Source organism: Marinobacter sp. LQ44, from assembly GCF_001447155.2.
Taxonomy (GTDB): Bacteria; Pseudomonadota; Gammaproteobacteria; order Pseudomonadales; family Oleiphilaceae; genus Marinobacter.
The window spans coordinates 4,219,599-4,244,003 of sequence record NZ_CP014754.1; the positions used below are offsets into that span (position 1 = coordinate 4,219,599).

The window sequence follows — 24,405 nt, forward strand, 5'->3', positions numbered from 1 at the left end:
ATGTCTTCACCCCCTTGATTCTCAAAAATCCCCGGCCAAACGCCTAACCAGCGCCGCCGCCGAAACCTCGGTACAACCAGCGGCATTCTGCCCACACCATAAAGGCGAGAAATCCCCGGAGCCTTTTGCCTCGGCGGCCGCTCGCAATGGTGCTATGGCGTTGGTGGCCAATGGGAAAGCGGGAGCGAGGGCTGATATCGGCCCCAGCTCTCGCATCACCCGGTTCATAATGCCTCTTGCCGGCCCCCCGGAGAACAGATTAGTGATGGCCGTGTGCCGGGCCGCGTCGCTCTTTAACGCCTCGCGATGCACAGCCCGGGTGGTCGCCTCCGGGCACAGCATGAAAGCCGTGCCCACCTGGGCCGCGATTGCCCCTAGCGCCAGTGCGGCTTTTACGCCCTCGGCATTCGCAATGCCGCCGGCCGCAATAACCGGCACGCTCACCGCAGCAACCACCTGGGGTAAAAGGGCAAACGTTCCCATCTGCGTGCTCATGTCCTTTGTCAGGAAAATGCCCCGGTGGCCACCGGCCTCAAGCCCCTGGGCAATAATGCCGTCGGCGCCGTTACGTTCCAGCCAAAGGGCTTCTTCTACCGTGGTAGCCGATGACAGCACCGTGGCGCCAGCAGCTTTGACCCGTTGCAGCAACTCGGGCGCCGGCAGGCCAAAATGGAAGCTCACAACGGCTGGCTGGAATTCCTCCACAATGGCAGCCATCTCGGCGTTGAAGGGTTGCCGCCCGGGGCCATTGTTAATAACGCCTTCGTCCAACCCGTATTCCCGATAGTAGGGCGCTAGCGCCGCCCGCCACGACTTTTCCGCTGAGGTATCAGGTTCTGGTGGAGTGTGGGCAAAGAAATTCAGGTTGAATGGCCGGTTTGTGCTCCCTTTCAAGGCTTCAAGCTCTGCCCTGAGTGCAGCCGCGGTCAACATCGCGCAAGGCAGCGACCCCAGCCCGCCGGCATTGGAAACCGCTGCCGCCAGCCGGCTGTCTTGAACGCCTGCCATGGGCGCCTGAATGATGGGTAAATCTGTTCCCAGAAAGTTCAGCATGACGTTTTCCTATCCTGCATGACGGGACCTGCTGTTGCTGTGGACCACAGCGGGTAGGGGATGCCGGCCAAGCGATTCATGACAAAAGCATGCGCCAGCAGCAAGCCGACACCGGCCATCAGTATAGGTAATTGGGCCGGGTCTGGCATCAGCCCCAGGGAAACGATCAGCGCCGTAGCGCCCGCTGGTGGGTGCGCTACCCTGAACACCACCATCAGGCAGCTGGCCAGCCCCAGAGACAGGGCCGCTGCGCCCACCCGAGGCAAGTCGACACCCGTCATAAAAGCAGACGGCTGATCCTGCAAACCGAACAGGTACAGGCTGAACAGCCCAGTGAGAGCGCCAATGAGGTGTCCGCACAGGGTGTTTCTTGGTGAAGCGGGTTGGGCCATGGGCACATAGAACAGAATAAAGGCGGTGGCGCCCAGCGAGGGAAAGATAAACGCTTCCTGGGTGACAAGTGCAACAAAAGAGACCAGCGCAATACTGAAACCACCATTGATCAGATTGAACACAGCCATAACCGTGGTTCGACTGTACCGCGTGGCCAGTCGTTCCAGATGAAGTGCATTCAGCAATCCTTTGGCCAGCTGCCAGCGCAGCTGCTCGTTCCTGCGTCCCATGATCTTGGTTTGCCCTGATTTGGTGCATTAATTGAAAGGGGCGCGATGGTAAACACTGATGAATATCAAGGCAAACAGGGATTTTCGATATGGGTTAAGGGTATTGTAGATAAACTATTGAGTATTTGGCTGCACTGCCCGTTTCAAACGCGTAACTGGCAAATGCCTGCATATAGGCATGAAATGCCACTACACAGTCGTTGCCTGTTGCTACTGTTATTAAACTGTCGTGTTCAGGCGGAGGTGTGACGCGAGGGTGCTCTGGGGCTCTGGTTTGATAGTCTGCGGGACAGTGAACATGGGCTGGGGAATTTAGTCTGTGAGTACGCGGCTGGACAAATTATCGCCCCCTGGTAACCTGGCGAATAAAAATAAGGCGCGAATTAGTAGTAAGGAAACCACCTATGTCAGACACGCTGGGCTATTACGATACCAATGCCGAAGCGTTTGTGGATTCAACTCTGGATGTTTCGATGGATCACATTTATCGCGTCTTCCTTCCTCATGTGGCCGAGGGTGGTCACATACTTGATGCGGGCTGTGGCTCTGGCCGAGACGCTTTGCATTTTCAGCTTCAGGGATATCGGGTTACGGCCTTTGATGCATCGCAGGCGATCACTGCGCTTGCTCGGCAGAAAACTGGGCTTTCGGTTGAACACAGGTCATTTTTTGATGTTGAAGAGCGTCATGCTTACGACGGCATATGGGCCTGCGCCAGTTTGCTGCACCTTCCCGAGAAGGAAGTACCAAACGCTCTAAATCATCTCTGGTCTGCACTCAAACCCGGCGGCACTCTGTATGCCAGCTTCAAGTTTGGTGAAGGCGAACGTCAAAGTGGCGGGCGGCATTTTACGGATGCAAACGAAGAGATAGCCGCGCGATGGTTTGAAACCATCGAGAAGGATGTGCAGATAACGTTCTGGCGGACCCAGGATCAGCGGCCCGAGCGTGCTGCGCAGTGGCTAAACATACTTGCCCATAAAGCCCCTTCGGCGCATGAGCGGCTGACTATAGGCGGTAAACAACACCATTTCTTGCCCAAGCTATGCCATGCGATACGCTCTGCAGATCAGGTGGATATGGCTGTCGCATTTGTGAAAGCCACGGGCCTAAATCTGTTGCTTCCGGACCTTTTGGATGTAATTCAGAAAGGCCGGGAGTCTGCGCCAGCGCGGGTGAGAATTCTTACCAGTGATTATCTCGACATAACTGACCCGGAAGCATTGCGCAAACTATCCTTGCTGCAAGATCATGGTGCACAAGTTGCCGTTTACGAGAGTAAAGGCAGCAGTTTTCATATGAAGGCCTACCTGTTTTCCGGGCGCAGCGTTACCCGTGAGCACTGGGGACGGGCTTTTATTGGTTCCAGCAATATCAGTCGGCAAGCTCTTCAGGATGGGCTGGAGTGGAACTATCAGATCGATTACCCGCCAGAAACGGGCTATCTGGAGGCTGTCAGCCGTTTCGAGGAACTTTTCCGCCACCCCAATGTGGTACCGCTTACAGATCATTGGATTGATGAGTATGCGAAACGGCGAGTCCCTCCACCACAGCCTGTTGCGCCGGGCAGTAATGAGCAGGAAGCCCCTCCCACCCCGAATGAAGTCCAAAAGGCGGCGTTGAAAGCTCTAGACGAGACCAGGGGTGAGGGCTATAAACGAGGCCTTGTTGTTCTGGCCACCGGCCTTGGTAAGACTTGGTTGTCAGCGTTTGATGCCAGGCAGGTAGGTGCGCGCAGGATTCTGTTTGTGGCGCATCGAGAGGAGATTCTGTACCAGGCAGCCGAGACATTTGTCCGAATTAAGCCAGATAGTCGTGTTGGTTTTTATATGGGCAAACAGCGGGACCATGCCGTCGATATCCTCTGCGCCTCCATTCAAACGCTAGGGAAAGAGTCTCACCTCGAACGGTTTGCTCCTCAGCATTTCGATTACATTGTGGTCGATGAATTTCATCACGCAGCCGCACCGACCTACCATCGGCTCCTAAAGTATTTTGCGCCGCAGTTTTTGTTGGGGCTGACAGCGACACCTGACCGAACTGATCGGTCCGATATTCTGTCGCTTTGTGACGACAACCTGGTATACGAGTACCCGCTATTTAATGGCGTAAGGGGTAATTTCCTCGTCCCATTCCATTACTACGGCATCTACGATGAAACCGTTGAGTATCAGGAAATTCCATGGCGTAACGGGAAGTTCGATCCTGACTTGCTCGCCCACAAACTTGCCACCATGGGGCGCGCGCGCCATGCATTGAAAGTTTGGAATCAGAATAAGCAAAGCCGCACACTGGCCTTCTGTGTGTCCCGCGCACATGCGGATTTTATGGCTCGCTATTTCCAAAAGAACAATGTCAGAGCCGTTGCCGTTCACGGCGATTCAGAAATGTCCCGAGGTGAAGCGTTGGAACTACTGGAGTCCGGTGGCCTCGATGTGATCTTCTCTGTGGACCTATTTAACGAAGGTGTGGACCTTCCAGCGATTGATACGGTTTTGTTGCTTAGGCCAACTGAGTCGAAGGTTCTGTTTCTTCAACAGATCGGCCGGGGCCTGCGCAAGAGCCATGGTAAAGATCGGCTGGTGATTCTGGACTTTGTGGGTAATCACCAGAGCTTCCTTCACAAGCCCCAAGCCCTTATGGGGCAGTCGATGAATCAGCGCCAGCTTGCCGATTTTGCTCGAAAAGCAGAGGAGAATCGGCTGGACCTGCCCGATGGTTGCTTTGTTAATTATGACTTGGAAGTGATTGAGTTCCTGAAAGGGTTAGATCAGAAGGGGGCAGAGAAGGACTATCAGGCGCTGAAAGATACGCTTGGGCGGAGGCCGACTCTCACTGAGTATTATCATTTCGGTGCCAACATAGCCCAGACGCGAAAACAGCATGGAAGTTGGTTTGGTCTGTTAAGGGATATGGACGACCTTTCTGATGAGGAAGTTGCGCTGTTGCTTGCTCATGAAGAATTTCTTGTGGAGGTTGAGAAAACCTCCATGGCGAAATCCTTCAAAATGGTTTTGCTCGAAGGGTTTCAGGCTTTAAGTGGCTGGGAAAAGGGAGTGGGCCTACCCGCGCTCGCAGCCGAGTCCTGGAGAATATTGAAGCGTCGTCCGCGATTATTTTCTGAACTGGCTGAGTCTGTGCGCCACCTTGATGGTGATGCTAGCGAGTGGCAGCGATATTGGAAAAAGAACCCGGTGGATCACTGGACGAATAAAACACCTGCCGTGTTCCATGTTGCGGATGGACAGTTCGAGCCAGCGTTCCAGATTAAAGCATCGTTGGTAACGATCTTCGAGTCGATGGTCCAAGAATTGGTCGATTATCGACTTGCATCTTATGAAGCCAGGCAAGGCTCCAAAGTGGAAGTCGATCAACAGAGCAATGTTGTGCCAATGCCGCGCGAAGGCACGGAGCTTCCATTTTTCCCAACCCTTAAGATTGCTTGTGGCCACTTCAGAAACAGCAGGGTTGATGTGATTGAGGATGTGGAATATCGGTCTCTGGGTAATGGCTACGGTCGATTAAACCCGGAGAAGCATTTCATCGCGAAAGCCTATGGTAATTCCATGAATGGTGGCAAGAACCCCATTCACGATGGTGACTATCTACTTCTCGAGCAGATCGGCTCTGGAGCCGCAGGCAAGATCACCGATAACACGTTAGCGATCGAAAGAGTGGACGAGGCTGGCGATACCCAATACCTGCTTCGGACTGTTCGGAAGTCCGCTCAGGGTGAGTATATGCTGGAAGCTGCGAATCCAGACTATGACGACATCGTTGTTACCCCAGAGCTATTAGAGCAGTTCAGGACCTTCGCAAGGCTGAAAGAGGTGATCTCGCCGCTTGAGATGGCTCGTGGACAGGAATTGCTGAGAGAGGATATACCAGCGCTTTTTGGAGCGGAATTTAACCCGGGGAACTGGCAGAGTGGTCATGTTTTTTTGAAGGAGGCTGGAGCTCACATTCTTTTGGTAACCCTGAATAAGCAGGGTAAGGCCAGCCAGCACCGCTATGTCGATCATTGGGTCGACGAAAGCACGTTCCACTGGCAAAGCCAGAATTCAACGACCCCGGAAAACAAGCGTGGCAGGGAACTCATCAATCACGAGAAGCTAGGGCTGACTGTGCACCTATTCGTTCGTGAGAATAAGCTTCGTAACGGCAAATCGGCACCGTTCACCTACTACGGTCCAGTTGAGTACAAAAGCCACACCGGTAGCGCGCCGATGAGCGTGCTGTTTCAACTTCCGAGTTGATTGAATGTAAGACTGGCTACTCCCAATTTGCTTTCTCCAAAAACGTATATACAATGTAAATATCTTTCAACCATAAGCTTCATCCTCACCAGGAGTATCCGCAGTGACTGATAGTCCCAAAAAGGTGAAACCGAAAAAGGTGAAGCCCAACAAGAAAGATAGCCAGCTGCTAATTCGGATCAGCAGCACCGAGCGCGAGCAGTTCATTGAGTTGTGTGAAGAGCTGGATACCAGCGCCGCTCGCGAAATCAGGCAGTTTATTCGTGGCTTTATCAAGCAGCATAAGCCCGAAAACTAGCCGCGATCATGCCCAGGAGGCATTTATGTCGAAGAAAGCTGAGAAAAACCTGAAGAAAAAGATCAACGCCCGCAAAGCCAAGATCGAAAAGCACGAAGCCAAGATCAAGTCACTGAAGAAGAAGCTGAAGAAAGCTTCTTGATGGCGTATAGGGCCGCCTCAGCGGGGTGGCCCGTTCACCAATCTCCCTCAGCCTGTTCCTTCAGCGTGCGTTCCCGGATGTCGTCCTTCACGCCTTCGAACTCCAGCTCCTCCAATACCTGCGCCAGTTGCCGGGCAAGGTTTCCATGTCGGCGGTTCACTTAGTGGTATAGCTTGAAGTGAATAACTGGTTCCGGCAACACAGCGAACCGGTTCCAGCGGTCGGATGCCAGCGGCGACAGCCCTTCAATGTCAGACACCAGGGCAAGCTCCACGCGCCCGCGTTCAAGCAGTTGGTGCATCTGCTCGTAGCTTTCGGTGTGCAAAGGCTCCATGCCAAGTGCTTCGGCGGTTTGCTCGGCGATGATGATACCGCGTCGCACGGCCACTTGACGCGGTTTCTCGCCAGGCTCTGGCATGGTTTGCGCGGTGGGGTCGCGCACGACGGCGAATAATCCACCTTCCAGCAGCGGGTAATCAACCCGCGTGAGGTTTGGATACTCAGCCGCCACGCTTTCAATGCGGAACAAGTCTCCATCCAGCTTGCCGTTGTCTGCCATCATCAGGGCGCGCCGGGAGGGTGCGACCAGAGTTTTCATCTCCAGCCCCAGGCGTTGATAGGCAAGCTCCAGCAACCGCACCGCCATGGTGGTGCTGGGTATGTCGTCGATCACAGCAATGTACATGCTGTTCTCGTGACCATCGGCATAGGCGGTGGCCGGTGCCATGCTGGGGATGGCTAGCGCCGTGGCTATCAAAAGGATTCTGGAATACATCAAGTGTTCCCTCTACTCCCGTAAAGGTTTATCTGAATACTAGTTCCAAATCCCGCAAATGCCTGTGACTTTCTGTTAACGAACTTTGCGGCCGGTGTAATCGGAAAAATCCGGCTTTTGTGACCGGTGATTGTCGTCGGTCATATAGGCGGAGGTCAGCACGAACTCTGCGGTGGCGCGGTTGCAAGCAACCGGGATGTTCCAGAGGGCGGCGATGCGCAGCAGGGCTTTGATGTCCGGGTCGTGGGGTTGGGGCTCCAGTGGGTCCCAGAAGAATACCAGTAAGTCGATTTCACCCTCGGCTATTTTGGCGCCAATTTGCTGGTCGCCACCCAGGGGGCCGCTCAGCAGGCTGTGCAGGTCGTCACGCTGCAGGCTTTCCTTGAGCAGGCGGCCGGTGGTGCCGGTGGCGTATAGACGCAGCGGCGCAAGGCGGGTGCGGTTTTCGTTCGCCCATTCAACCAGTTCTTTCTTTTTGTTGTCGTGCGCCACCAGGGCGACGGATGTTACGGCCATTGTGATGGTTTGCTCCTTTGTTGTGCCATGAAAGTGGTCAAGTGTTTCACAATCGGCAGGTTCGGGAAATAGGACAAATGTTGCGGGCAGCACAGGCTGGTGGGTGGGTCAATAGCCCCACTGCCGGTCATTGAAAAGGCGCGTGGGGCATGGGGTGTCACTGCCTTCGCCGATATGCTGGAGGTATAACAAGACAATTCGGAGTGTGATTGTGGAACAACAGGTGTACATAACCGGCGGTGCGAGTGGTATCGGCCTTCAACTGGCGCGCACATACCTGGCTTCAGGCGCGGCGGTTACTCTGTTTGATATTCAGCCAACTGAACAGGCATTGAAGGCACTGGCCACCATTGCCGGACCAGACAGGATACGGGTGTTCGCCATGGACATAACCAGGCCGGACGAGGTGAGGGCAGCCTTCGCCCAGGCCGCTGAAGGCGGGCGGCCGGATGTGGTGATTCATTGCGCGGGCATTGCCATTGCTGCGGATTTTGAGGCTATAGATGACGACGCCTATGCCCGGGTAATCAACATCAACCTGATCGGTTCCCGAAATGTGGTGGCTGGCGTGTTGCCCCATATGGCCGCCGGTTCGCACCTGGTTCTCGTGGCTTCAATGGCGGGGTTGGTGGGCTGTTACGGCTACGCGGCTTACTGTGCGTCCAAATATGGTGTGGTTGGCTTGGCCGAGGTGTTGCGGATCGAACTGGCAACCAAGGGTGTTGATGTATCGGTGGTGTGCCCACCAGAGGTGGAAACCCCGATGGTAGAGGCCGAGCGCCTCAATCGCCCAAAGCAGACGGAAGCTCTGAAGCTGATGGCCGGCACTTTGCAACTCGACGATGCCGTGGCGCAAATCCGCAAAGGCATCGACCGCCGCCGCTTTATGATCATCCCCGGCTGGCGCGCCCGCAGCCTCTGGTTCACCAACAAACTCCTGCCCGGTTTCCTCACCCGAAAATTCGCCGACTTCCTGGTCAGCCGCTGAAATTGGGGTCAGACCCCAAGACATTTCGTTGGGTGAAATGTCCGGGGGTCTGACCCCAGATTACCCAATTCGGAAATCTGTATGTAAGCTTTGCCAGTGCTGGGCCAGTTCCTGCTGCTGTTGGGGGATCATGGGGAGTTCTTTAAGAGCTTTGGGCCACTGGGCTCGGGCTCTGTCCAGCGTGTCCTGAAGGTGGGGCTTTATGGTGCGCCAGGGAATGCCTGATTTTTCTGCCCAGCTCTGGAATTGAGCTATATCAGCGTTATACCAGTCTTTGGCCCTAGCCAGGTTTAGCGCAAATTCGTGCTCGTTTTCGATGTATACACGGGTGGTCAGGATGTCATAGGCCGGAGATAGTCGGGGGTTGAATTGGTCCGCGTAGAGCACGCTCCAGTTCTTCAGGTGGGCGTCTCCGTTAGCCAGCAGAATGTTAACCAGAAGCCTTCGGGCCAGTTGTTGCACATCAGCCAGGCCATCCGTGGAATACTCATAAAGAATTCGGGCAATTTGTTGGTAATTCCCGCCGTGATACTTATCGTGAGGGTATTTGGTCAGGATTTGCGCGAAATCTTCCATGTGGATGCGCTTGCCACTGGCCCGGTCGAATCGTTTGATGGCAAAGGCATGTTGTTCGTTCGGTAAGTTGATCTGAGGCAGTTGGTCCACGTGGGCCAACGGCACCAGTCGGATTTCGGGAATGTCGATGCCTGCCATCTCGGCGAGACGCATGGCGGTGTATTCATTCAGCGGGACGTGTTTGTGGGTCGTGGAGGGTGTCTTGATAATCCATTCGCCGAGTTTACCGGTTTCTGCAATCTGATAACGGCCATCGTGCTCGCGCATTGAGAACTTCATTTGCACGCCTGCCAGAGAAAAACGTTTGCTTGCATCCTGCGCTGGCGGCTTTACGATGCTGGGCTGTGGTCCTTGCTCTAACACATAGGTTGGCACCGCATCTGGCTCCATCGGGGTTGCAATCAGAGCGCCGGGCAAATCCTGCCCTAGCCAAGACAAAAGCTCGAACTCGTTATCTGGGTGTGCCTTCAGTGCCTGAGCCAGAAACTGTCGTAGCGAGCCTTCAGGGAGTAGGTTGGACAATACCGGATGGAGTCTTTGCCGTCGCACCCAGGGCGAGGCCATGATCTGCTCGGATGCGGGAAACGCAGGATGGGTGATCAGGCTGAAGGTAGGGCGCGTGGCAGTTGCCCTATATTCCGGGCTAAACGTAAGAATGCTACGGCCATCCCGGAAGCCTGTGAGGAAGCCAACCGTCGTTTCGTGCAGGGTAAGTTCCAGCACACTGGCGCTTGCGGGCTTAGTCATCATCGTCTCCAAGCAGTCCTTGCCATGGATTATCTGCTATGTGGCCGGTGCCGGGCACCGTCGTGGTAGGTAATTCCGTTTTACCGGCAAGAAACTCTTCAACGGCGCGTACCTTGTCTTCCGGGATCAGCATAACCCTGAGATTCAATCCTTTCGCCACCAGTTCCAATGTGTCTAGTCGCGTATTGCCGCCGGATTCAAGCCGCTGGTACTGTTGGCGAGGCATACCAATCCGCATCTCCATATCCTGTTGGCGCAGGCCGAGTGCTTTGCGCCGTTGTTTCAATTGCTTGTGCAAATTGCTCATTGTCTACTCTTGCATCATAGGTGTTTCATTTTCTCAATAATGAATCATATTAGTGGCATTATGTTGTGTTGCAACCGAAATTGGAAATTGGGGTCAGACCCCAAGACATTTCGTTAGGTGAAATGTCCGGGGGTCTGACCCCGAAGGTTATGGGATCAGTTCCAGTTCTTTGCGCATTTCCTCGGCGGTGGGGCGCAGTTGGGCGAGGCCTTTTCGGGATCGACGTTCGCTCAGGTAGTAGAGGATCGGCGAGGCGATGAACACGGAGGAGCTGGTGCCGATGACGATGCCGAGCAGCATGGGCAAGGCGAAGCTGGATACCGCAGCACCGCCGGCGATGCCCATGGGCAACAGTGCCAGGAAGGTGGTCACCGAGGTGAACACGGTTCGGGTAAGGGTAGAGGAGATGCTCTGGTTGAGCAGGTCCAGCATCGGCATATCGGGTGTTTGCCGCAGGTTTTCCCGTATTCGGTCGAACACCACCACTTTGTCGTTCACGGAATACCCAATCAGTGCCAGCAAGGCGGCCACGGCGGTGAGATTGAATTCCACACCGGCCAGGGCGAAGAAGCCGATGGTTTTGGTGAGGTCCAGGGCGATGGTGATGGTGGCGGCCAGGGCGAAGTGGGATTCAAAGCGAATCCACAGGTAGGCCAGCATGCCGGCGCCTGCCAGCAGGATGGCCAGAATGGTGGCGTCACTGAAGCCGCCGCTGACTTTCGGGCCGACCACATCCACTTTCGGGAAGCTGGCATCCGGTTGCAGGCTGGTGACAGCGGATTTCAGGGCGTCTACCGGGTGGGCGGAGCCTGCGTTGGAGCTGGCATCCGCCGGCAGCCGGATCAGGAAATCACCGTCCTGGCCGAACTCCTGAATGGAGGCAGCGCCCAGTTGCTGGCTTTGCAGCGTTGTTCGCAACTCATCCACGGAGACGGAAGGTGCGCGCACTTCCACCAGAGTGCCGCCGGTGAAATCCACGCCGTAATCCAAGCCCGGTTGGATAAACAGGGCGATGGAGGCAATCGACAGAACTCCAGACAGCACCAGGCCAAGCACCCGGCCTTTCATGAAGTTGACGCCCCTCTCGCTCAGCCGGTCCAGCCAGGCAAACCCTGCAATGGTGAGCGGCTCTCGCTCCCGGCCCTTGATCCACCATTCCATGACCAGGCGGTTGAAGGCCACGGCAGTGAACAGGGAGGTGAGCAAACCGATGCCGATGGTTACCGCGAAGCCTTTTACCGGGCCGCTGCCGAACATAAACAGCAGGCTGACGGCAATCAGGGTGGTCACGTTAGAGTCCAGAATGGTGCTGTAGGCACGGCCGAAACCCTCCCGCAGAGCCATCCAGGCGACCTTGCCTTTGCGGGATTCCTCCCGGATGCGTTCGTTGATCAGGATGTTGGCATCGACCGCCATGCCAATGGTGAGGATGATGCCAGCAATGCCGGGCAGGGTCAGGGTGGCCCCGAGTATGCTGAGCAATCCCAGAACCAGGCCGATGTTCACGGCTAATCCGGCACAGGCGATCAACCCCCAGCGGCCATAGATACCAAGCATGAAAGCGATCACCAGGGCTGCGCCGAGCAGGCCGGTGCTCACGCCCATGGCGATGGCGTCGCTGCCGAGGTCCGGGCCTACGGTGCGTTCTTCGATGACGTGCAAGGGTGCGGGCAGGGCGCCGGCTCTCAGTAACAGCGCGAGGTTGCTTGCCTCGGCCGTGGTGAAGGAGCCGCTGATTTCGCCGCTGCCGCCGGCAATCACGCTGCGAATGACCGGCGCGGTGATCACGTGATTGTCCAGCACAATGGCCAGTGGCCGGCCGATGTTCTGGCGGGTCATGTCGCCGAACAGGCGGGTGCCCTCGGAGTCGAGTTTGAAGTTGACCACCGGTTCGGTGGTGTCCTGGTTAAAGGCCATCTGGGCATCGCTGATGTGCTCGCCCTGCATGGCTACCCGCTTCTCCAGCACGTATTCCTGTTCGCCGGTGGCGTCAGTTAGCCGGAGAACAGCGGAGCGCCGGCTTTCATCCGGCCTGGCAACCCAGTGGAAGGTCATCTGGGCGGTGGTGCCCAGCAGCTCCCGGATATGGGCCGGGTCGGCCACGCCGGGCATCTGCACCAGGATATGGTTCTTGCCCTGGCGGGTAATGCTGGGCTCCACCAGGCCGGTTTCGTCCAGGCGCCTGCGTACTACTTCCAGGCTGCGTTCTACGGCGTCTTTGAGGAGCAGGTCTTCCGGTTGGCCCGGGTTGTTGGCGAGCAGTTCGGCGGCGTCAACTTCCAGCAGCAGATGTGAGCCGCCCTGCAAGTCGAGGCCCAGGGCAAGGGTGTTCTCCAGGTACCAGTTCGGGAACTTGTCGGCCACGCTGGCCGGCAACAGGTTTGGCATTGCGCTCAGCAGCCCGAGCACAATCACCAGGCCATACACGATGGCTCGTGAACGTAATGATTTCATCGGTAATCCTTGATAGACAGGGTCGCGGTCAGACGGGCGTTACGGCCGGTCTGCGTGATGTTCTGTGCAGGGGATTACGCGATGGGCGGTGCCCGCAGGGGCGGCGTGGTGAAATCAGTGAGGGACGCTGCCCGCTCGGTGCGGTAGTCGGCTGCCGGCACCGGAGAGCGGGATTGAGACCAGAGCACAGCGCCAAGAAGCCGGGCCAGGTGCTCCGGGGTATCAATGAGGGGCTCGTCTTCCGCTGAGCCGGTTTCCGCCACCGCCAACGCCGGGTTGTGGCTGGCAACCACCAGATGGTCCAGGTGATTGACAACAACCTTGCCCGCAGGGCTCGGCTGGGCGTGCGCTTGGGTGATCGAACACAGAAGAACCAGAGTAAACACAGCCACGGCGAAGCCGGACACCATCTGGCGCCAGGGCGGTAACTGCGTTGCAAGGTTTCTGTTCATGGAAATATTCCCGGGAGGTTTCTTCATTATTGGGGCGATGCCCCCGGGATTCAAGTTGGGGTCAGACCCCAAGACATTTCGCCCCTCCAAATGTCCTGGGGTCTGACCCCAAATTATTACTGCGGGCGGCGGTTGAAGATCCCGATGATGGGGGTGCCGTGGGCCCGCAGGACCGGTTCGATTTCGCGATGCAGGGCGTGGTAGCGGTAGAAGGGCACTCTGGGAAACAGGTGGTGGATTGAGTGCAGATTCTGCCCGAGCCAGAACCATTCCAGCGGTTTCATAGCGGTGGGCATGATCAGGCTGTTGGTGTTGCGGTAGCGCTTGGGCTCTTTGTACGGCAGGTGCGGCCGGTAGGCGAACCAGTAGGCGGTGAAGGCGCCGCCAATCAAATACCCCAAAAGCACAACTACTGCTGCTCCGCTTTGGCTGACCAGCGCCAGGAACACCGCGCGCCAGCCGATGGATACCATCAGTTCTATACTGTAGATGGCCCGTTCTCTACGCGATGCGTTGCCCCAATGTTGGCGCGCGAAGAAGGTATTCTGCACCCACAGGAACCTGAGTACCGTCAGCAGGGCACTGAAAGGCCCCCTGCCCATGCCGCTGATAAGGAAGTCCGGGTCTTTATCCGGCTGGTTGGTGTAGCGGTGATGGGTGAAGTGCTCCAACCGGTGAGATTGGTAGGGCACGGCAATCAGCGGCGCAACCAGATACCCGCACAGATGGTTGAGCCAGGTCAGCTGGTCGTGTTCACCGTGGATGTTGTTGTGAACGGCCTCGTGCAGCGGGGTGTATGAGAAATACGTCAACGCGCCGATCAGCAGGGTGGCGGCCCAAGCGGGTAGCAGCCCGGCGGCGAAAAGTGCCAGCGTAAGCGCAAAAGCCCCCACCGTGGCAAAGGTCAGCGCCACTGTGGGCCAGGCCACTTCCCCCATGTGTTTTTTTGCGGCGGCGATGGCCTGCTTGTTCAGGGTGGTCAGGTCTTCTGTCATCGGGCTCTCCGGTTGGTTCGGACAATGCCCACAGTAAACGCGCCGCGCCAGCTCAGACAGGGCAGCTTCGGCCAATCAACAGGCATAAATGGCCTTGGCACTCTGTGCGCTTGTCGGGTTTGCGACGGCGGGTCATACTCCCGGGCTATGTCTTACTCCGATACGCTTCTGCATCCCGTCACCATCAGCCAGGTCATGATCAATTTTGCCGCCCGGCAAGGTGTGGATCGTCAGACCTGCTTGCTGGGTACCGGTATTGCTGAAGAAGACCTGCAGGTTGCGGATGGCCTGATTACCCGCGCCCAGGAAATGCGGCTGATCGAGAACCTGATTCTGGCGCTGCCAGACATGCCCGCTCTGGGGTTCCGGATTGGCCTGCAGTATAACGTGGCGACCTTCGGTATCTGGGGCTTCGCCTTGCGCACCAGCCGTACCTTGCGGGATGCCACTGCATTAGCCTTACGGTACCTGCCGCTCAGCACCGCCTACTGCCAGATGTACACCTTCGTGGAGGGTGATGACTTCGGCGTTGCGTTTGATGCTGACGATGTTCCCCGGCATTTACGCCAATTTCTGCTGGAGCGGGATCTGGCCACGGGGCTGAATCTGTTCAAAGAGCTGAGCCTGGCAGGGTTTGATGTGCAGGCGATCGAACTGAAAGGCGAGCCTTTGGACTATGCCTCCTGCCTTGAGGATTTGAGCGGCGTGAGGTTGACGTTTCTCAAGCCGCGCAATGCCCTGGTTATCCGGCGGGCCGATGCCGTTCGGCCACTGCCCACCTTCGACCCGCACCTGGTGCAAGTGCTTGATCATCAATGTCGTCAGCAACTTGAGCGGCGGCAATCTGGAGGCTTTGCCGGACAGGTGCGGCAGCAGTTACTCGGTCCACTGGGGCTGGTGGCATCGCTGGATGAGGTGGCAAGATCCCTGGCCATGTCTCCCCGCAGTCTCCGGCGCAAGCTGGACCAGGAGGGCACCAGTTTTCGCAAGCTGTTGGAAGAAGAACGCCGCCAACTGGCGTTGCAGCTGCTCGAGAACAGCGCCATGAAACTGGACGAACTCGCCATCCACCTCGGCTACACCGACACCGCCAGCTTTACCCGAGCCTTCCGCCGCTGGATGAACTGCTCCCCCGGCGAATACCGCAAAGCCACCCCAAGAACGCCGGACTAAAACCATTTTTGGGGTCAGACCCCAAGACATTTCACCCCTTCAAATGTTCTGGGGTCTGACCCCAAAGGTTATTTCAGGGCCTGGTTAAGGTCTGCGATCAGGTCCTGGGCGTCTTCCAGGCCTACGGACAGGCGCAGCATGCCGTTGCCGATGCCGCGTTTCAGGCGTTCTTCCCGGCTCAGGCTGTGGTGGCTGGTGGCGCTGGGTTGGCTGACCAGGCTTTCTACGCCGCCAAGACTAGTGGCCAGGAGGAAGATTTTCAGGGAATCCGCCACACGTTCGGCTGCTTGCTGGCCGCCTTCCACTTCAATGCTGAGCATGCCGCCGAAGCCGGTCATTTGTTGTTTGGCCAGTTCGTGGCCTTCGAAGGAGGGCAGGCCGGGGTAGTGGACTTTGGTGATTTTCGGGTGCTGTTCCATGGCCCGGGCCACCGCCATGGCATTTTCGTTGTGCTGGCGGATGCGTACCGGCAAGGTTCGCAAGCTGCGGGAGAGCAGGGCGGCGGTTTCCGGGGCGATCAGCTGGCCGAGGTTCTTGCGCCAGGCGGCGACCGGTTTAGCCAGTTCGGCTGAGGTCATCAGAGCCCCGGCGGTGATGTCGCTGTGGCCGCCCAGATATTTGCTGGCGCTGTGCAGTACCAGATCCGCCCCCAGTGTTAGCGGTTGCTGATTAATGGGGCTGGCGAAGGTGTTGTCCACCGCCACCAGGGCGCCGCAGCGGTGGGCGATGTCGGCAATCGCACGAATATCCAGAATTGCCAGGTTCGGGTTGGCGGGGGTCTCGAAGTACACCAGCTTCCCCGGCATATCCAACCGCCTTTCCAGTTGAGCCAGCTCTTCCCTGAACAGGAATTGCACATCAATACCCAATGCCATGCAGTGGTTTTTCAGCAACTCCTGGGTGCCACCATACAAATCGCCCACGCACACAATGCCCTTGCGGCCATGGGTCAGAACCGTCGCAGAAATGGCTGCCATGCCAGAAGCAAACGCCAGTGCCGCTTCCGCATTCTCCAGCCCGGCCAGGCCCTGTTCCAACTCATTGATGCTTGGGTTGGTGCCCCAGCGGGTGTACAGGTTGCCTTCCGTGCGCTTCTCAATCACATCCAGCAAGGCTGCCGTGTTCTCGAACCGGTAAGTGGTGGTGTTGTATACCGGTGAATAAGGGCTGCCGAACGCATCCTCGTGGCGGCGGTTGTGAATGATGCGGGTGGCGGGGCCTGGGTTATCTGGCTTGGTCATGGGCGTTCCTGTCTAATTTGGGGTCAGACCCCGGTACTCAGATACCGCCACACATTACATTTAGCCGGTCAAAATGTCTTGGGGTCTGACCCCAAAAATTGGAGGGGGAGGTGGTTGAAGCCGCCGGTGGGGAACATGGCCCGCTCAGGGGTGTCGCTATCGACCACTTCTATGCCAGTAATTTGCTTTAGCAGTTCTTCCATGAAAATTTTCAGTTCCATCCTCGCCAACGGCGCACCTGGGCATACGTGGATGCCGGCGCCGTAGAGTAGATTCTTTGGGGCGTTCTGGTGCGGGCAGAAGTTGTCCGGGTCGCCGAAGATGTCCTCATCCCGGTTGGCCGAGGCCCACAGCAGGGTGATCTTTTCGCCGGCGGGAATGTGGCGACCGCCGATATCCACGTCGCGGGTGGTGATGCGCCGGTTGGAGATCAGCGGCGCGTCCATCCTGAGGATTTCATCAATGGCTTCGGGAAGCTGCTCGGGTGCAGCCTTGAGATCGTTGAACAAGTCCGGGTGCTGCGCCAGGTAGTTGGTCAGGATGGAAATGCTGGCGGAGATGGTGGCCAGCTCACCCACCGTCCAGTTACGGAGCAGGCTGACCAGCTGTTCATCGGTCATCGGCTGGCCGTTGACCTGTTCGCGCAGCAACCGGGTGGTAACGTCATCCGCTGCCTGCTCGCCAGCCTGGCGTCGGCTATCCAGCAATTCACGGATGTAGCCGTCGAATTCTTCTGCCACCTCCGCCATGGCAGCGTGGTTCCGGGCCAGCGTTGCCCGGTGGTTCTTCATTACCCACTCCGCCAATGGCTGGTGAAGGCTGTCGGGCCAGCCCATGAAGGCGCACTGGATTCGCAGGGCAAATGGGCGGCTCAGGGCGTCGACCACATCCACCGGCTGATTCTTTTGCAGCTCAGTGACGAGCGCCCGGGCGATGTCCCGGCATTGAGGCTCAAAACGGGCCATGGTCTCCGGTGCGAAGTACGGCTCAATGGCCTTGCGGTAGGGCGTATGCTCGGGCGGGTCCATGCCGTTGGGCACGGAAAGATGCGCAGAGACGGCATTGCTGAAGGTGTCGTGGTCTTCCAGAACACGCATCACATCGGCGTGGCGGAACAGCGTCCACTGCTGGTAGTCACTCCAGGCCACCGGGCTGGTCTGGCGCATGTCATCGTAGGCCCGGATCTGATTCTGCTGGACGTCTTTGGCTCTGGGGTCCCAGTCCTGGTGACGCTGTTCTGCCATACGGCCTCCTTGGATTATTCGGTTAGCTTGGTGGAAGCCTAACACCGGAGGCCGTCGAGCCTTTGGAGAAATATCAAGTGCTGATAGTTGTAAAGGAAATTGCTTATGCTTTTCGGGTAACGCTGACAACTTTCAGGTGAATCGGCTTGCGGCCTTTCATTGGCCATTCAATGCTGTCGCCAATGCTCAGGCCCAGCATGGCGGCACCGGCCGGGGCCAGGATGGACACCTTGTGGTCTGCGTCACCCACTTCGTGGGGGTATACCAGCATCATCTCGTGTTCTTTGCCGGCGTCTTCGTCTACAAATCGCACCATTGAGTTCATGGTAACCACGCCCTCGGGCATCTCTGCCAGCGGCTTGAGGTCTGCACGGCTCAGTTCTTCCTCCAGGCCATCAGCCACTTCGGATTTTCCGGCCATGCGCTCGAGCAGGGTGCTGAGGCGGTTGTAATCTTCTTCGGCAACAGTAATCGCAGGTAAGTCAGACATAGTAATCTCCGGAAAAAAGGTTCAGGTATGTTTGGTTAAGTGCTGAATCCGGGGAGGTATTTGCGGGGGATTCAGCGAAATCAGAGACGGACAGAAGCCCTGCCGGTGTTCGCAAAGGAAGACCGCAGTGCCGGAGGGAATGTGTGAATGCTGGTGCTTGGTTTGTTCACGATGAACTCATCACACGGGAATAGACAATAACCTGAAATCTACCCGCTGTGTCTGAAAAGAGCAACGTGCAATTGAGGCCCGGCCGGTTTATACGGATGGCCGGGCCCTGAGTCAGGTGGGGTTATTTTGGCAGGCAGTTGGTAACGGCGTCAGCGATGCTGTACTGGAAGTTGATGTAGCCTTCCGCATTACTTTCAATATCGGTGGCCAGCGGGTCCCAGGTGCTGAAGGTGACATCCAGGCCATCGGTGATGGAGCGCCACCACTGCCTGTTGAACTGGGGTTCCGTGAGCAGGCAGGGCTGGTTGGCTTGCTGCAGCTTGCGCTGAACTTCGGCGATATGCCTGGCACCGGGGGACAATTCCGGGTTCAGGGTCAGTACGCCGTCCAGAGTCAGGCCGTAATGCTCAGCAAAACGGGTGAAGGCGTCGTGGTAGGCGAACAGGCTGATATTCTTTGCGCCGCTGAGTCGCGCGCGAATGTCCTGCTCAGCCTTGGCAAGGCTCTCTTCAAACCGCGCCAGGTTGGCATCAAGTTGGTCGGCATTCATGCCGTCCAGAGTGGCCAGCCTGGTACGAACGTCTTTTGCCATCTCCAGTGCCAGCGCAGGGTCAATCCATATGTGGGGGTCTTCGCCGTCGCCATGGTCATGGTGGTGATGATGGGCATGCGCGTCTTCCCGGTGGCCATGATCGTCATGATGATTGTGGTGGCCGTGATGATCATCGTCATGATCTTCTTCCTTATCGGTTCCAGTTCCTTCCATAAACGCCTTGGCTCGATCCTGGAATTCCCGACCGCTCAGCAGCCGGTTCAGGAAAGTTTCCATCTCCGGCCCTACCCAGAAGATCACGTCTGCCTGCTCCAGGGCCCGGCGCTGGGAAGGTTTCATGGTGTAGTTGTGGGGGCTTGAGCCCGCTGGCACCAGGGTAGTTACCTTGGCGTCGTCGCCGGCCACCGCCTTGACGATCAGTTCCAATGGTTTGATGGAGGTGACAATGTTAGCTGCTGCGACCGGAGCCGAGGCAACCAGGGCGCTCAGCCCGAGGGCGAGGTAAGATGCTTTGATTTGCATAGTGGAAGGCTATCCTGAAGTTTTTTGCGATACGTTATAATATTACATCTCGAGTGCGCTGTGCAAAACCGGATCATGCGAAAACTGGCCATGGCCGCTATAATGCCGGCTTTATTCACTGGCCAGTTATTTTCAGGATGGTTTCATGACTGTACGCACCCGAATTGCCCCGTCGCCCACTGGTGACCCACACGTTGGTACCGCCTACGTGGCTCTGTTTAATCTGTGCTTTGCTCGCCAGCACGGTGGTCAATTCATTCTGCGCATTGAAGATACCGACCAGGCCCGCAGCACGGCAGAATCCGAGCAGGATATTCTCAAGGCGCTGCGCTGGCTGGGGCTGAACTGGGATGAAGGCCCCGATGTGGGTGGCCCCCACGGCCCCTATCGCCAGTCTGAGCGTAAGCACATGTACGGCCAGTACGCGGAAGACCTGGTGACGGCCGGCCACGCTTTCTATTGCTTCCGCACCCCGGAAGAGCTGGATGCCATTCGCGAAGAGCGCAAGGCCCAGGGGCTTAACCCGGGCATCAAAGGTGACCTGGAGCTGCCCCAGGAAGAAGTAAAGCGCCGCCTGGATGCTGGTGATCCGTACGTTATCCGCATGAAAGTGCCGGATGAAGGCGTGTGCGAGATCCAGGATATGCTCCGGGGTACCATCGAGATCGACTGGGCCCAGGTGGATTGCCAGATTCTGCTGAAATCCGACGGCATGCCTACGTACCATCTGGCCAATGTGGTGGACGACCACCTGATGGGTATTACCCACGTGCTGCGCGGCGAAGAGTGGATTAACTCTGCGCCCAAGCACAAGCTGCTGTACCAGTACTTTGGCTGGGATATGCCGGAGCTGTGCCACCTGCCGCTGCTGCGTAATCCGGACAAGAGCAAGCTGTCCAAGCGCAAGAACCCCACCAGCATCAACTTCTATGAGCGCATGGGCTTTCTGCCTGAGGCGGTCACCAACTATCTGGGCCGGATGGGCTGGTCCATGCCGGATGAGCGTGAGAAGTTCACCCTGGATGAGATGATCGAGAACTTCGACATTCAGCGGGTATCCTTGGGTGGCCCGGTGTTCGATGTGGAGAAGCTGCGCTGGTTGAACGGCCAGTGGATTCGTGACGAGCTGACCGACGAGCAGTTCATGGAGCGCATGCACCAGTGGTGGTTCAACCGCGACGACCTGCAAGCGCTGGTGCCGCATATCAAGGGCAGGGCAGAGGTGTTCTCTGATGTGGCGCCCATGGCCCAGTTCATGTTCAGCGGCATGTTGAACCTGAAGCCGGAAGACTTTGCCCATAACAAGCTGGATGAAGGCCAGGTCAAGCGGGTGCTGCAATTCGCCCTGTGGAAGCTGGAGGCCCAACGCCACTGGAGTAAGGACACCATCTTTGCCGACATCAAGGCTCTGGCTAAAGCTATGGATCTGAAGTTGGGGGATTTCATGTTCTCCATATTCGTGGCCATTGCCGGAACGCCCAATTCCTGGTCGGTGATGGACTCTATGGCGTTGCTCGGCCCGGACATGACCCGCTCCCGTTTGCGCCATGCCCTGGATGTGATGGGCGGCTTTTCCAAGAAAGAAACCAAGAAAGTAGAGAAGGAATACGCCGCCCTGGGTATTTGATGAGCGGTTTGTTGGTTAATTGAACGACGCGAACAGGGATGTTCAAAAAACTTTAAAAAAAGCGGAATCGGGTGTTGACGCCCCAAGGGCGGATCCTTAATATACGCATCCGTTGAGGGGCCATAGCTCAGCTGGGAGAGCGCAACACTGGCAGTGTTGAGGTCAGCGGTTCGATCCCGCTTGGCTCCACCAATTTCTAGTCCCCTTCGTCTAGTGGCCTAGGACTCCGCCCTTTCACGGCGGCAACAGGGGTTCGAACCCCCTAGGGGACGCCAATTCGGCTTGACGGTTTAGTCCACCGGAAAGCCATAAAAAAAACCGCCTTCGGGCGGTTTTTTTTATGGGGTTTTAAAGGGTCTGCCCCAGGGGTCTGTCCCCGCATGGGGACTGACCCACTTTTGCCCGTCTTGAGCACCCAATCAGAACCCATGGGAAAACCAGACCTCCGCCATCAGAAGGGTGGGGTCTTCAGGTTTGGTGCCATAAAAAGGGTCAGTCCCCATGCGGGGACAGACCCCGGAGTCAGACCCTTTTGGCAATCGCTCCCTTACCAACCCCCTCATAAGCCTTCACCCGAATTTCGTCTTCCGGAAACTCGGCTTTGAGTTGGTCGGCGATGTGGGCGGCGATGAGCTCTACAGTGGTGTCGGTGCCGAGCATGTACACGCGGCTTTCCGGCAGGGTTAGGGCGAATTCGCCCTGGTTGGCTTCGTATTCGAAGGTGATGTAGCCAACGCCGTCTTCGCCAACAAAGCGCCGGGTCACGTCTTCTTCAGTGCCTACGTAGATGTCTTTCCATAACTTGGCCCAGCGGTTTTCCAGCTCGTAGTCCCGGTGGCCATTGCGGTCTATGCGAATCGGGGATCGATGGCCGTGGGCGATGCGCTGGCAGTTGCCCAGGTGCTTCTTCAGGCCATGCACGTAGTGGTAGTAAGCGCCTTCGATCACATCTTCCCGCAGGTTGATCTCAACCGACGTGACGTTGCCGGGCAGAACGGCTTTCAGTTCTTTTTCCAACAGGGCCGCCACGGCAGACGGCACTACCCGGTTGGAAGACAGCCACACCACGGCTTCGTCGGGGGAGCGGTGTTCAATGTGGCTGCCATCGGTCAGGTTCCAAATGAAAGCATCTGGTGTCTCTTCGTCCCAATTCAGGCCTTCATAGCCACGCGGAATCACCAATCGGTGATCGACCCGTTCATCGATTACCCGTTTGATGGTGCGTTTTACCAGGCTGAAATCGAACACCATGCCCTGGTCGTCCAGTTCGCCGCCCAGGACTACGTCTGTAATCCAGCTTTCACCCACAAGGCCCCGGGCCGGGTCCAGGTAGGCAAAGTCAATCACGGTGATATTGTCGACAAAGAGGTGGTTCATGGGTGGTCCGGCTGATTTGGTTGCATGGTGGCGGAATTCTAGCAAAAATCGGGTGATTCAGCAGTTTACTGCGGCTTGCCTGGATTCCCGCATACCAAGGAGAAGGATATTTTAACCAGCAACGGTGTTACTCACGATCAGCAGTTTCCGGCATTGGTGCTGGCCGCTGGGCGAGCCTCACGGATGGGACGCACAAAGCAACTCCTGATGCTGCCGGGTGGTGAATCGTTGTTGTCAAGAGCCGTTGGTCAGGCTCGGTTGCTATCCCGGCAGGTCAGGGTAGTGGCCGGTTGTGGTTACCCCCTGGTTCGATACCGCTGCGCGCTACAGCCGGGCGCCTGGATCTATCATCCCGACTGGTCGCAAGGACTGGCCGGATCACTGGCGGCGGGTATCCATCAACTGGGGCGGCAGGCTCTGGGTGTGTTTGTGGTCTTGGCAGATCAGCCACTGCTGGCGCCTGAAGGGTTGAAACAGCTGGCAGCGCAGGCTCGCGCTGAGCCAGAGCGGCCATGGGGAGCTAGTTATGGGGAACGTGTGGGGGTGCCTGCCTGGATACCCCGGTCACTGTGGCCGCAAGTGGTGGCTCTGACGGGGGACGCCGGAGCGGGGCGGGTTCTGAATCGTTCAGGCGCTGGAGCCATTGATATTGCCGGGGTGCAACCCGATGTTGACACCCCGGAAAGTTGGCAGGACGTCAGGCGGTTATTAGCCGAACAAACCTGACAGCCAGGCAATACCCACAGTGAATATGCCGAGGCTGACCGCCAGTCCCAGAGTGTAGATCCGGGAGTTGGCAGAGCGCTGTTGCGATACATACAGATCAATGGTGCGCTGGGCAATGTCTTCGGCGGTTTCACGGGAGATCTCGTGGGCCTGCTGAATGGCCTCAGACTGCAGGGTCTGCCAGAACTCGGTGTCGATGGTCTGAACGCTGGTGATGTGGTCTTTCAGCTCTGCCATGTGCTCAGCGGTGAAGCCGGCGTTTTTCGACAGTTCCTTCTTCAGCCGCGCCAGTTCCTGGCTAAGGCTCAGGTTGACCTCTGCGGCAACGTCATCCCGAAGGTTGCGGGTGCGGTCATCCAGCAGCTTGGTGAGCTCGTTCAGCCGTTCTTCTATGGCTGCGTCCTGTTTGCTGCGGTTTTCGTCCAGGGCCCGTTTCAGGTGATCAAACTGTTCGTCGAACAAGTCACTGAGCAGTTCGTGCAGGCGGTTGTTGATGTGGGTTTTTACCGCAGAACGGGCAATCTGCTCGATCAGGTCGCTGGTCAGCGGCACCACGTTCGGGCTGGTATGTCCGTTAGCGCCGATATCGCCTTTCGGTGACATCTCCACTGACGCATCTGTGGGTATGTGCAGCAGTTCGTCTTCAGTATCCGGCAATTCGGCATCGTTTGCGGTGGTAACGTTGGGAGGCAGTGTTCCCTGTTCCACATCACTGGTCAATTGGTCCAGAACCAGGCTGAGGCCATCAGTCTGCGGGGGCTTGGTCAAGATGTTGTACACCCCGAAATTGCGGGCCTCTTCCATAAACGAGGAGGACTTCTTCGAGGTGCACATGATGATGGGGATGCCGGCGGTGTCCGGGTTCCCCTTGATGGCTTTGGTAGCCTCAACGCCATTCATGCCGGGCATCAGGTGGTCCATAAAGATCACGTCCGGGCGATCATGGCTTTTCAGGAAGTCCAGTGCTTCCTCGGCAGAGCCCGCCATGTTTACTTCCATGTCCCGACCCTCAAGTAGTTTGCTGAGCGCAAATCTTGCTACTTTTGAGTCGTCCACCAGCAGAGCGTTTTTGATTGCCATGTCACTACCTCAACCTGTT

General features: G+C 57.1%; 22 protein-coding genes and 2 tRNA genes. 8 read left to right on the top strand and 16 right to left on the bottom strand.

Annotated features, from left to right (window positions below; genetic code table 11):
• Positions 1-21 precede the first annotated feature (21 nt).
• Positions 22-1,053, bottom strand: a complete 1,032-nt coding sequence (locus tag ASQ50_RS19325; RefSeq protein WP_058090379.1) for an NAD(P)H-dependent flavin oxidoreductase — start codon at positions 1,051-1,053, stop codon at positions 22-24.
• A complete protein-coding gene (locus tag ASQ50_RS19330) occupies positions 1,047-1,676 on the bottom strand; it encodes an HPP family protein (protein WP_058090380.1) in 630 nt (209 codons plus the stop codon). Before ASQ50_RS19330 ends, ASQ50_RS19325 begins: the two co-directional genes overlap by 7 nt.
• Before the next feature lie 404 nt (positions 1,677-2,080).
• Between ASQ50_RS19330 and ASQ50_RS19335 the strand changes: the two genes are divergently transcribed.
• The gene (locus ASQ50_RS19335; protein WP_058090381.1) at positions 2,081-5,932 is read left to right on the top strand and encodes a DUF3427 domain-containing protein; all 3,852 of its coding nucleotides are present in this window, start codon (positions 2,081-2,083) and stop codon (positions 5,930-5,932) included.
• Between the two features lie 103 nt (positions 5,933-6,035).
• Positions 6,036-6,230 (top strand): hypothetical protein, encoded by a 195-nt coding sequence (locus ASQ50_RS19340; RefSeq protein ID WP_058090382.1) that lies wholly within the window; start codon positions 6,036-6,038, stop codon positions 6,228-6,230.
• Between the two features lie 176 nt (positions 6,231-6,406).
• Here the strand turns inward: ASQ50_RS19340 and ASQ50_RS21695 are convergent, their stop codons facing one another.
• The 3 genes from ASQ50_RS21695 to ASQ50_RS19350 all read right to left on the bottom strand — a co-directional run bounded on the left by ASQ50_RS21695 (position 6,407) and on the right by ASQ50_RS19350 (position 7,663).
• Positions 6,407-6,532, bottom strand: a complete 126-nt coding sequence (locus ASQ50_RS21695) for a hypothetical protein (protein ID WP_264754026.1) — start codon at positions 6,530-6,532, stop codon at positions 6,407-6,409.
• Positions 6,533-7,147 (bottom strand): hypothetical protein, encoded by a 615-nt coding sequence (locus tag ASQ50_RS19345; RefSeq protein ID WP_058090383.1) that lies wholly within the window; start codon positions 7,145-7,147, stop codon positions 6,533-6,535. It lies immediately after the preceding gene.
• 75 nt (positions 7,148-7,222) lie between these two features.
• Complete coding sequence (locus ASQ50_RS19350; RefSeq protein WP_058090384.1) at positions 7,223-7,663, bottom strand: methylglyoxal synthase; 441 nt, start codon at positions 7,661-7,663, stop codon at positions 7,223-7,225.
• Between the two features lie 211 nt (positions 7,664-7,874).
• Between ASQ50_RS19350 and ASQ50_RS19355 the strand changes: the two genes are divergently transcribed.
• Positions 7,875-8,651, top strand: coding sequence for an SDR family oxidoreductase (locus tag ASQ50_RS19355; protein ID WP_227513219.1), 777 nt, complete (start codon positions 7,875-7,877; stop codon positions 8,649-8,651).
• Positions 8,652-8,711: 60 nt separating this feature from the next.
• On the opposite strand, the gene ASQ50_RS19360 is transcribed toward ASQ50_RS19355, so the two are convergent.
• The 5 genes from ASQ50_RS19360 to ASQ50_RS19380 all read right to left on the bottom strand — a co-directional run bounded on the left by ASQ50_RS19360 (position 8,712) and on the right by ASQ50_RS19380 (position 14,182).
• Positions 8,712-9,974, bottom strand: coding sequence for a type II toxin-antitoxin system HipA family toxin (locus ASQ50_RS19360; protein ID WP_058090385.1), 1,263 nt, complete (start codon positions 9,972-9,974; stop codon positions 8,712-8,714).
• Positions 9,967-10,281, bottom strand: coding sequence for a helix-turn-helix domain-containing protein (locus ASQ50_RS19365; protein WP_058090386.1), 315 nt, complete (start codon positions 10,279-10,281; stop codon positions 9,967-9,969). The genes ASQ50_RS19360 and ASQ50_RS19365 overlap by 8 nt, the downstream gene beginning before the upstream one ends.
• Positions 10,282-10,428: 147 nt before the next feature.
• Positions 10,429-12,735 carry a protein translocase subunit SecD gene (gene secD / locus ASQ50_RS19370; RefSeq protein ID WP_058090387.1) on the bottom strand — a complete coding sequence of 769 codons (2,307 nt, stop codon included), beginning with the start codon at positions 12,733-12,735 and terminating at the stop codon, positions 10,429-10,431.
• A gap of 74 nt (positions 12,736-12,809) precedes the next feature.
• A complete protein-coding gene (locus ASQ50_RS19375; protein WP_058090388.1) occupies positions 12,810-13,187 on the bottom strand; it encodes a hypothetical protein in 378 nt (125 codons plus the stop codon).
• 116 nt (positions 13,188-13,303) lie between these two features.
• The gene (locus tag ASQ50_RS19380) at positions 13,304-14,182 is read right to left on the bottom strand and encodes a fatty acid desaturase family protein (protein WP_058090389.1); all 879 of its coding nucleotides are present in this window, start codon (positions 14,180-14,182) and stop codon (positions 13,304-13,306) included.
• 147 nt (positions 14,183-14,329) lie between these two features.
• On the opposite strand from ASQ50_RS19380, the gene ASQ50_RS19385 reads away from it, so the two are divergent.
• Complete coding sequence (locus ASQ50_RS19385) at positions 14,330-15,355, top strand: AraC family transcriptional regulator (protein ID WP_058090390.1); 1,026 nt, start codon at positions 14,330-14,332, stop codon at positions 15,353-15,355.
• A 68-nt stretch (positions 15,356-15,423) separates the two neighbouring features.
• Here the strand turns inward: ASQ50_RS19385 and ASQ50_RS19390 are convergent, their stop codons facing one another.
• The 4 genes from ASQ50_RS19390 to ASQ50_RS19405 all read right to left on the bottom strand — a co-directional run bounded on the left by ASQ50_RS19390 (position 15,424) and on the right by ASQ50_RS19405 (position 19,576).
• Positions 15,424-16,596 (bottom strand): trans-sulfuration enzyme family protein, encoded by a 1,173-nt coding sequence (locus ASQ50_RS19390; RefSeq protein ID WP_058090391.1) that lies wholly within the window; start codon positions 16,594-16,596, stop codon positions 15,424-15,426.
• A gap of 68 nt (positions 16,597-16,664) precedes the next feature.
• Positions 16,665-17,840, bottom strand: coding sequence for a cytochrome P450 (locus ASQ50_RS19395; RefSeq protein ID WP_058090392.1), 1,176 nt, complete (start codon positions 17,838-17,840; stop codon positions 16,665-16,667).
• 103 nt (positions 17,841-17,943) lie between these two features.
• Positions 17,944-18,330 (bottom strand): nucleoside diphosphate kinase regulator, encoded by a 387-nt coding sequence (rnk, locus tag ASQ50_RS19400; protein WP_058090393.1) that lies wholly within the window; start codon positions 18,328-18,330, stop codon positions 17,944-17,946.
• A 292-nt stretch (positions 18,331-18,622) separates the two neighbouring features.
• The gene (locus tag ASQ50_RS19405) at positions 18,623-19,576 is read right to left on the bottom strand and encodes a zinc ABC transporter substrate-binding protein (RefSeq protein WP_058090394.1); all 954 of its coding nucleotides are present in this window, start codon (positions 19,574-19,576) and stop codon (positions 18,623-18,625) included.
• 145 nt (positions 19,577-19,721) lie between these two features.
• On the opposite strand from ASQ50_RS19405, the gene gltX reads away from it, so the two are divergent.
• The 3 genes from gltX to ASQ50_RS19420 all read left to right on the top strand — a co-directional run bounded on the left by gltX (position 19,722) and on the right by ASQ50_RS19420 (position 21,478).
• Complete coding sequence (gene gltX, locus ASQ50_RS19410) at positions 19,722-21,203, top strand: glutamate--tRNA ligase (protein ID WP_058090395.1); 1,482 nt, start codon at positions 19,722-19,724, stop codon at positions 21,201-21,203.
• A 116-nt stretch (positions 21,204-21,319) separates the two neighbouring features.
• Positions 21,320-21,395 (top strand) — tRNA-Ala (locus ASQ50_RS19415).
• Between the two features lie 7 nt (positions 21,396-21,402).
• Positions 21,403-21,478 (top strand) — tRNA-Glu (locus tag ASQ50_RS19420).
• 247 nt (positions 21,479-21,725) lie between these two features.
• Here ASQ50_RS19420 and ASQ50_RS19425 read toward each other — a convergent pair.
• Positions 21,726-22,580 carry a 6-pyruvoyl trahydropterin synthase family protein gene (locus ASQ50_RS19425; protein WP_058090396.1) on the bottom strand — a complete coding sequence of 285 codons (855 nt, stop codon included), beginning with the start codon at positions 22,578-22,580 and terminating at the stop codon, positions 21,726-21,728.
• A 156-nt stretch (positions 22,581-22,736) separates the two neighbouring features.
• Here ASQ50_RS19425 and ASQ50_RS19430 point away from each other — a divergent pair, with 156 nt between their 5' ends.
• The gene (locus tag ASQ50_RS19430; RefSeq protein WP_227513381.1) at positions 22,737-23,306 is read left to right on the top strand and encodes a nucleotidyltransferase family protein; all 570 of its coding nucleotides are present in this window, start codon (positions 22,737-22,739) and stop codon (positions 23,304-23,306) included.
• Here the strand turns inward: ASQ50_RS19430 and ASQ50_RS19435 are convergent.
• Positions 23,289-24,386 (bottom strand): response regulator, encoded by a 1,098-nt coding sequence (locus tag ASQ50_RS19435; protein WP_058090398.1) that lies wholly within the window; start codon positions 24,384-24,386, stop codon positions 23,289-23,291. The two genes, ASQ50_RS19430 and ASQ50_RS19435, sit on opposite strands and share 18 nt — an antisense overlap.
• Positions 24,387-24,405 lie beyond the last annotated feature (19 nt).

Bases quoted from the DNA above. Each gene is read 5' to 3' on its own strand.
- ASQ50_RS19405 (WP_058090394.1), bottom strand. From the start codon at position 19,576: ATGCAAATCAAAGCATCTTACCTCGCCCTCGGGCTGAGCGCCCTGGTT.
- ASQ50_RS19395 (WP_058090392.1), bottom strand. From the start codon at position 17,840: ATGGCAGAACAGCGTCACCAGGACTGGGACCCCAGAGCCAAAGACGTC.
- ASQ50_RS19435 (WP_058090398.1), bottom strand. From the start codon at position 24,386: ATGGCAATCAAAAACGCTCTGCTGGTGGACGACTCAAAAGTAGCAAGA.
- ASQ50_RS19345 (WP_058090383.1), bottom strand. From the start codon at position 7,147: ATGTATTCCAGAATCCTTTTGATAGCCACGGCGCTAGCCATCCCCAGC.
- rnk (WP_058090393.1), bottom strand. From the start codon at position 18,330: ATGTCTGACTTACCTGCGATTACTGTTGCCGAAGAAGATTACAACCGC.
- ASQ50_RS19425 (WP_058090396.1), bottom strand. From the start codon at position 22,580: ATGAACCACCTCTTTGTCGACAATATCACCGTGATTGACTTTGCCTAC.
- ASQ50_RS19365 (WP_058090386.1), bottom strand. From the start codon at position 10,281: ATGAGCAATTTGCACAAGCAATTGAAACAACGGCGCAAAGCACTCGGC.
- ASQ50_RS19330 (WP_058090380.1), bottom strand. From the start codon at position 1,676: ATGGGACGCAGGAACGAGCAGCTGCGCTGGCAGCTGGCCAAAGGATTG.
- ASQ50_RS19385 (WP_058090390.1), top strand. From the start codon at position 14,330: ATGTCTTACTCCGATACGCTTCTGCATCCCGTCACCATCAGCCAGGTC.
- ASQ50_RS19360 (WP_058090385.1), bottom strand. From the start codon at position 9,974: ATGACTAAGCCCGCAAGCGCCAGTGTGCTGGAACTTACCCTGCACGAA.
- ASQ50_RS19350 (WP_058090384.1), bottom strand. From the start codon at position 7,663: ATGGCCGTAACATCCGTCGCCCTGGTGGCGCACGACAACAAAAAGAAA.
- ASQ50_RS19375 (WP_058090388.1), bottom strand. From the start codon at position 13,187: ATGAACAGAAACCTTGCAACGCAGTTACCGCCCTGGCGCCAGATGGTG.
- ASQ50_RS19380 (WP_058090389.1), bottom strand. From the start codon at position 14,182: ATGACAGAAGACCTGACCACCCTGAACAAGCAGGCCATCGCCGCCGCA.
- ASQ50_RS19325 (WP_058090379.1), bottom strand. From the start codon at position 1,053: ATGCTGAACTTTCTGGGAACAGATTTACCCATCATTCAGGCGCCCATG.
- gltX (WP_058090395.1), top strand. From the start codon at position 19,722: ATGACTGTACGCACCCGAATTGCCCCGTCGCCCACTGGTGACCCACAC.
- secD (WP_058090387.1), bottom strand. From the start codon at position 12,735: ATGAAATCATTACGTTCACGAGCCATCGTGTATGGCCTGGTGATTGTG.
- ASQ50_RS19335 (WP_058090381.1), top strand. From the start codon at position 2,081: ATGTCAGACACGCTGGGCTATTACGATACCAATGCCGAAGCGTTTGTG.
- ASQ50_RS19390 (WP_058090391.1), bottom strand. From the start codon at position 16,596: ATGACCAAGCCAGATAACCCAGGCCCCGCCACCCGCATCATTCACAAC.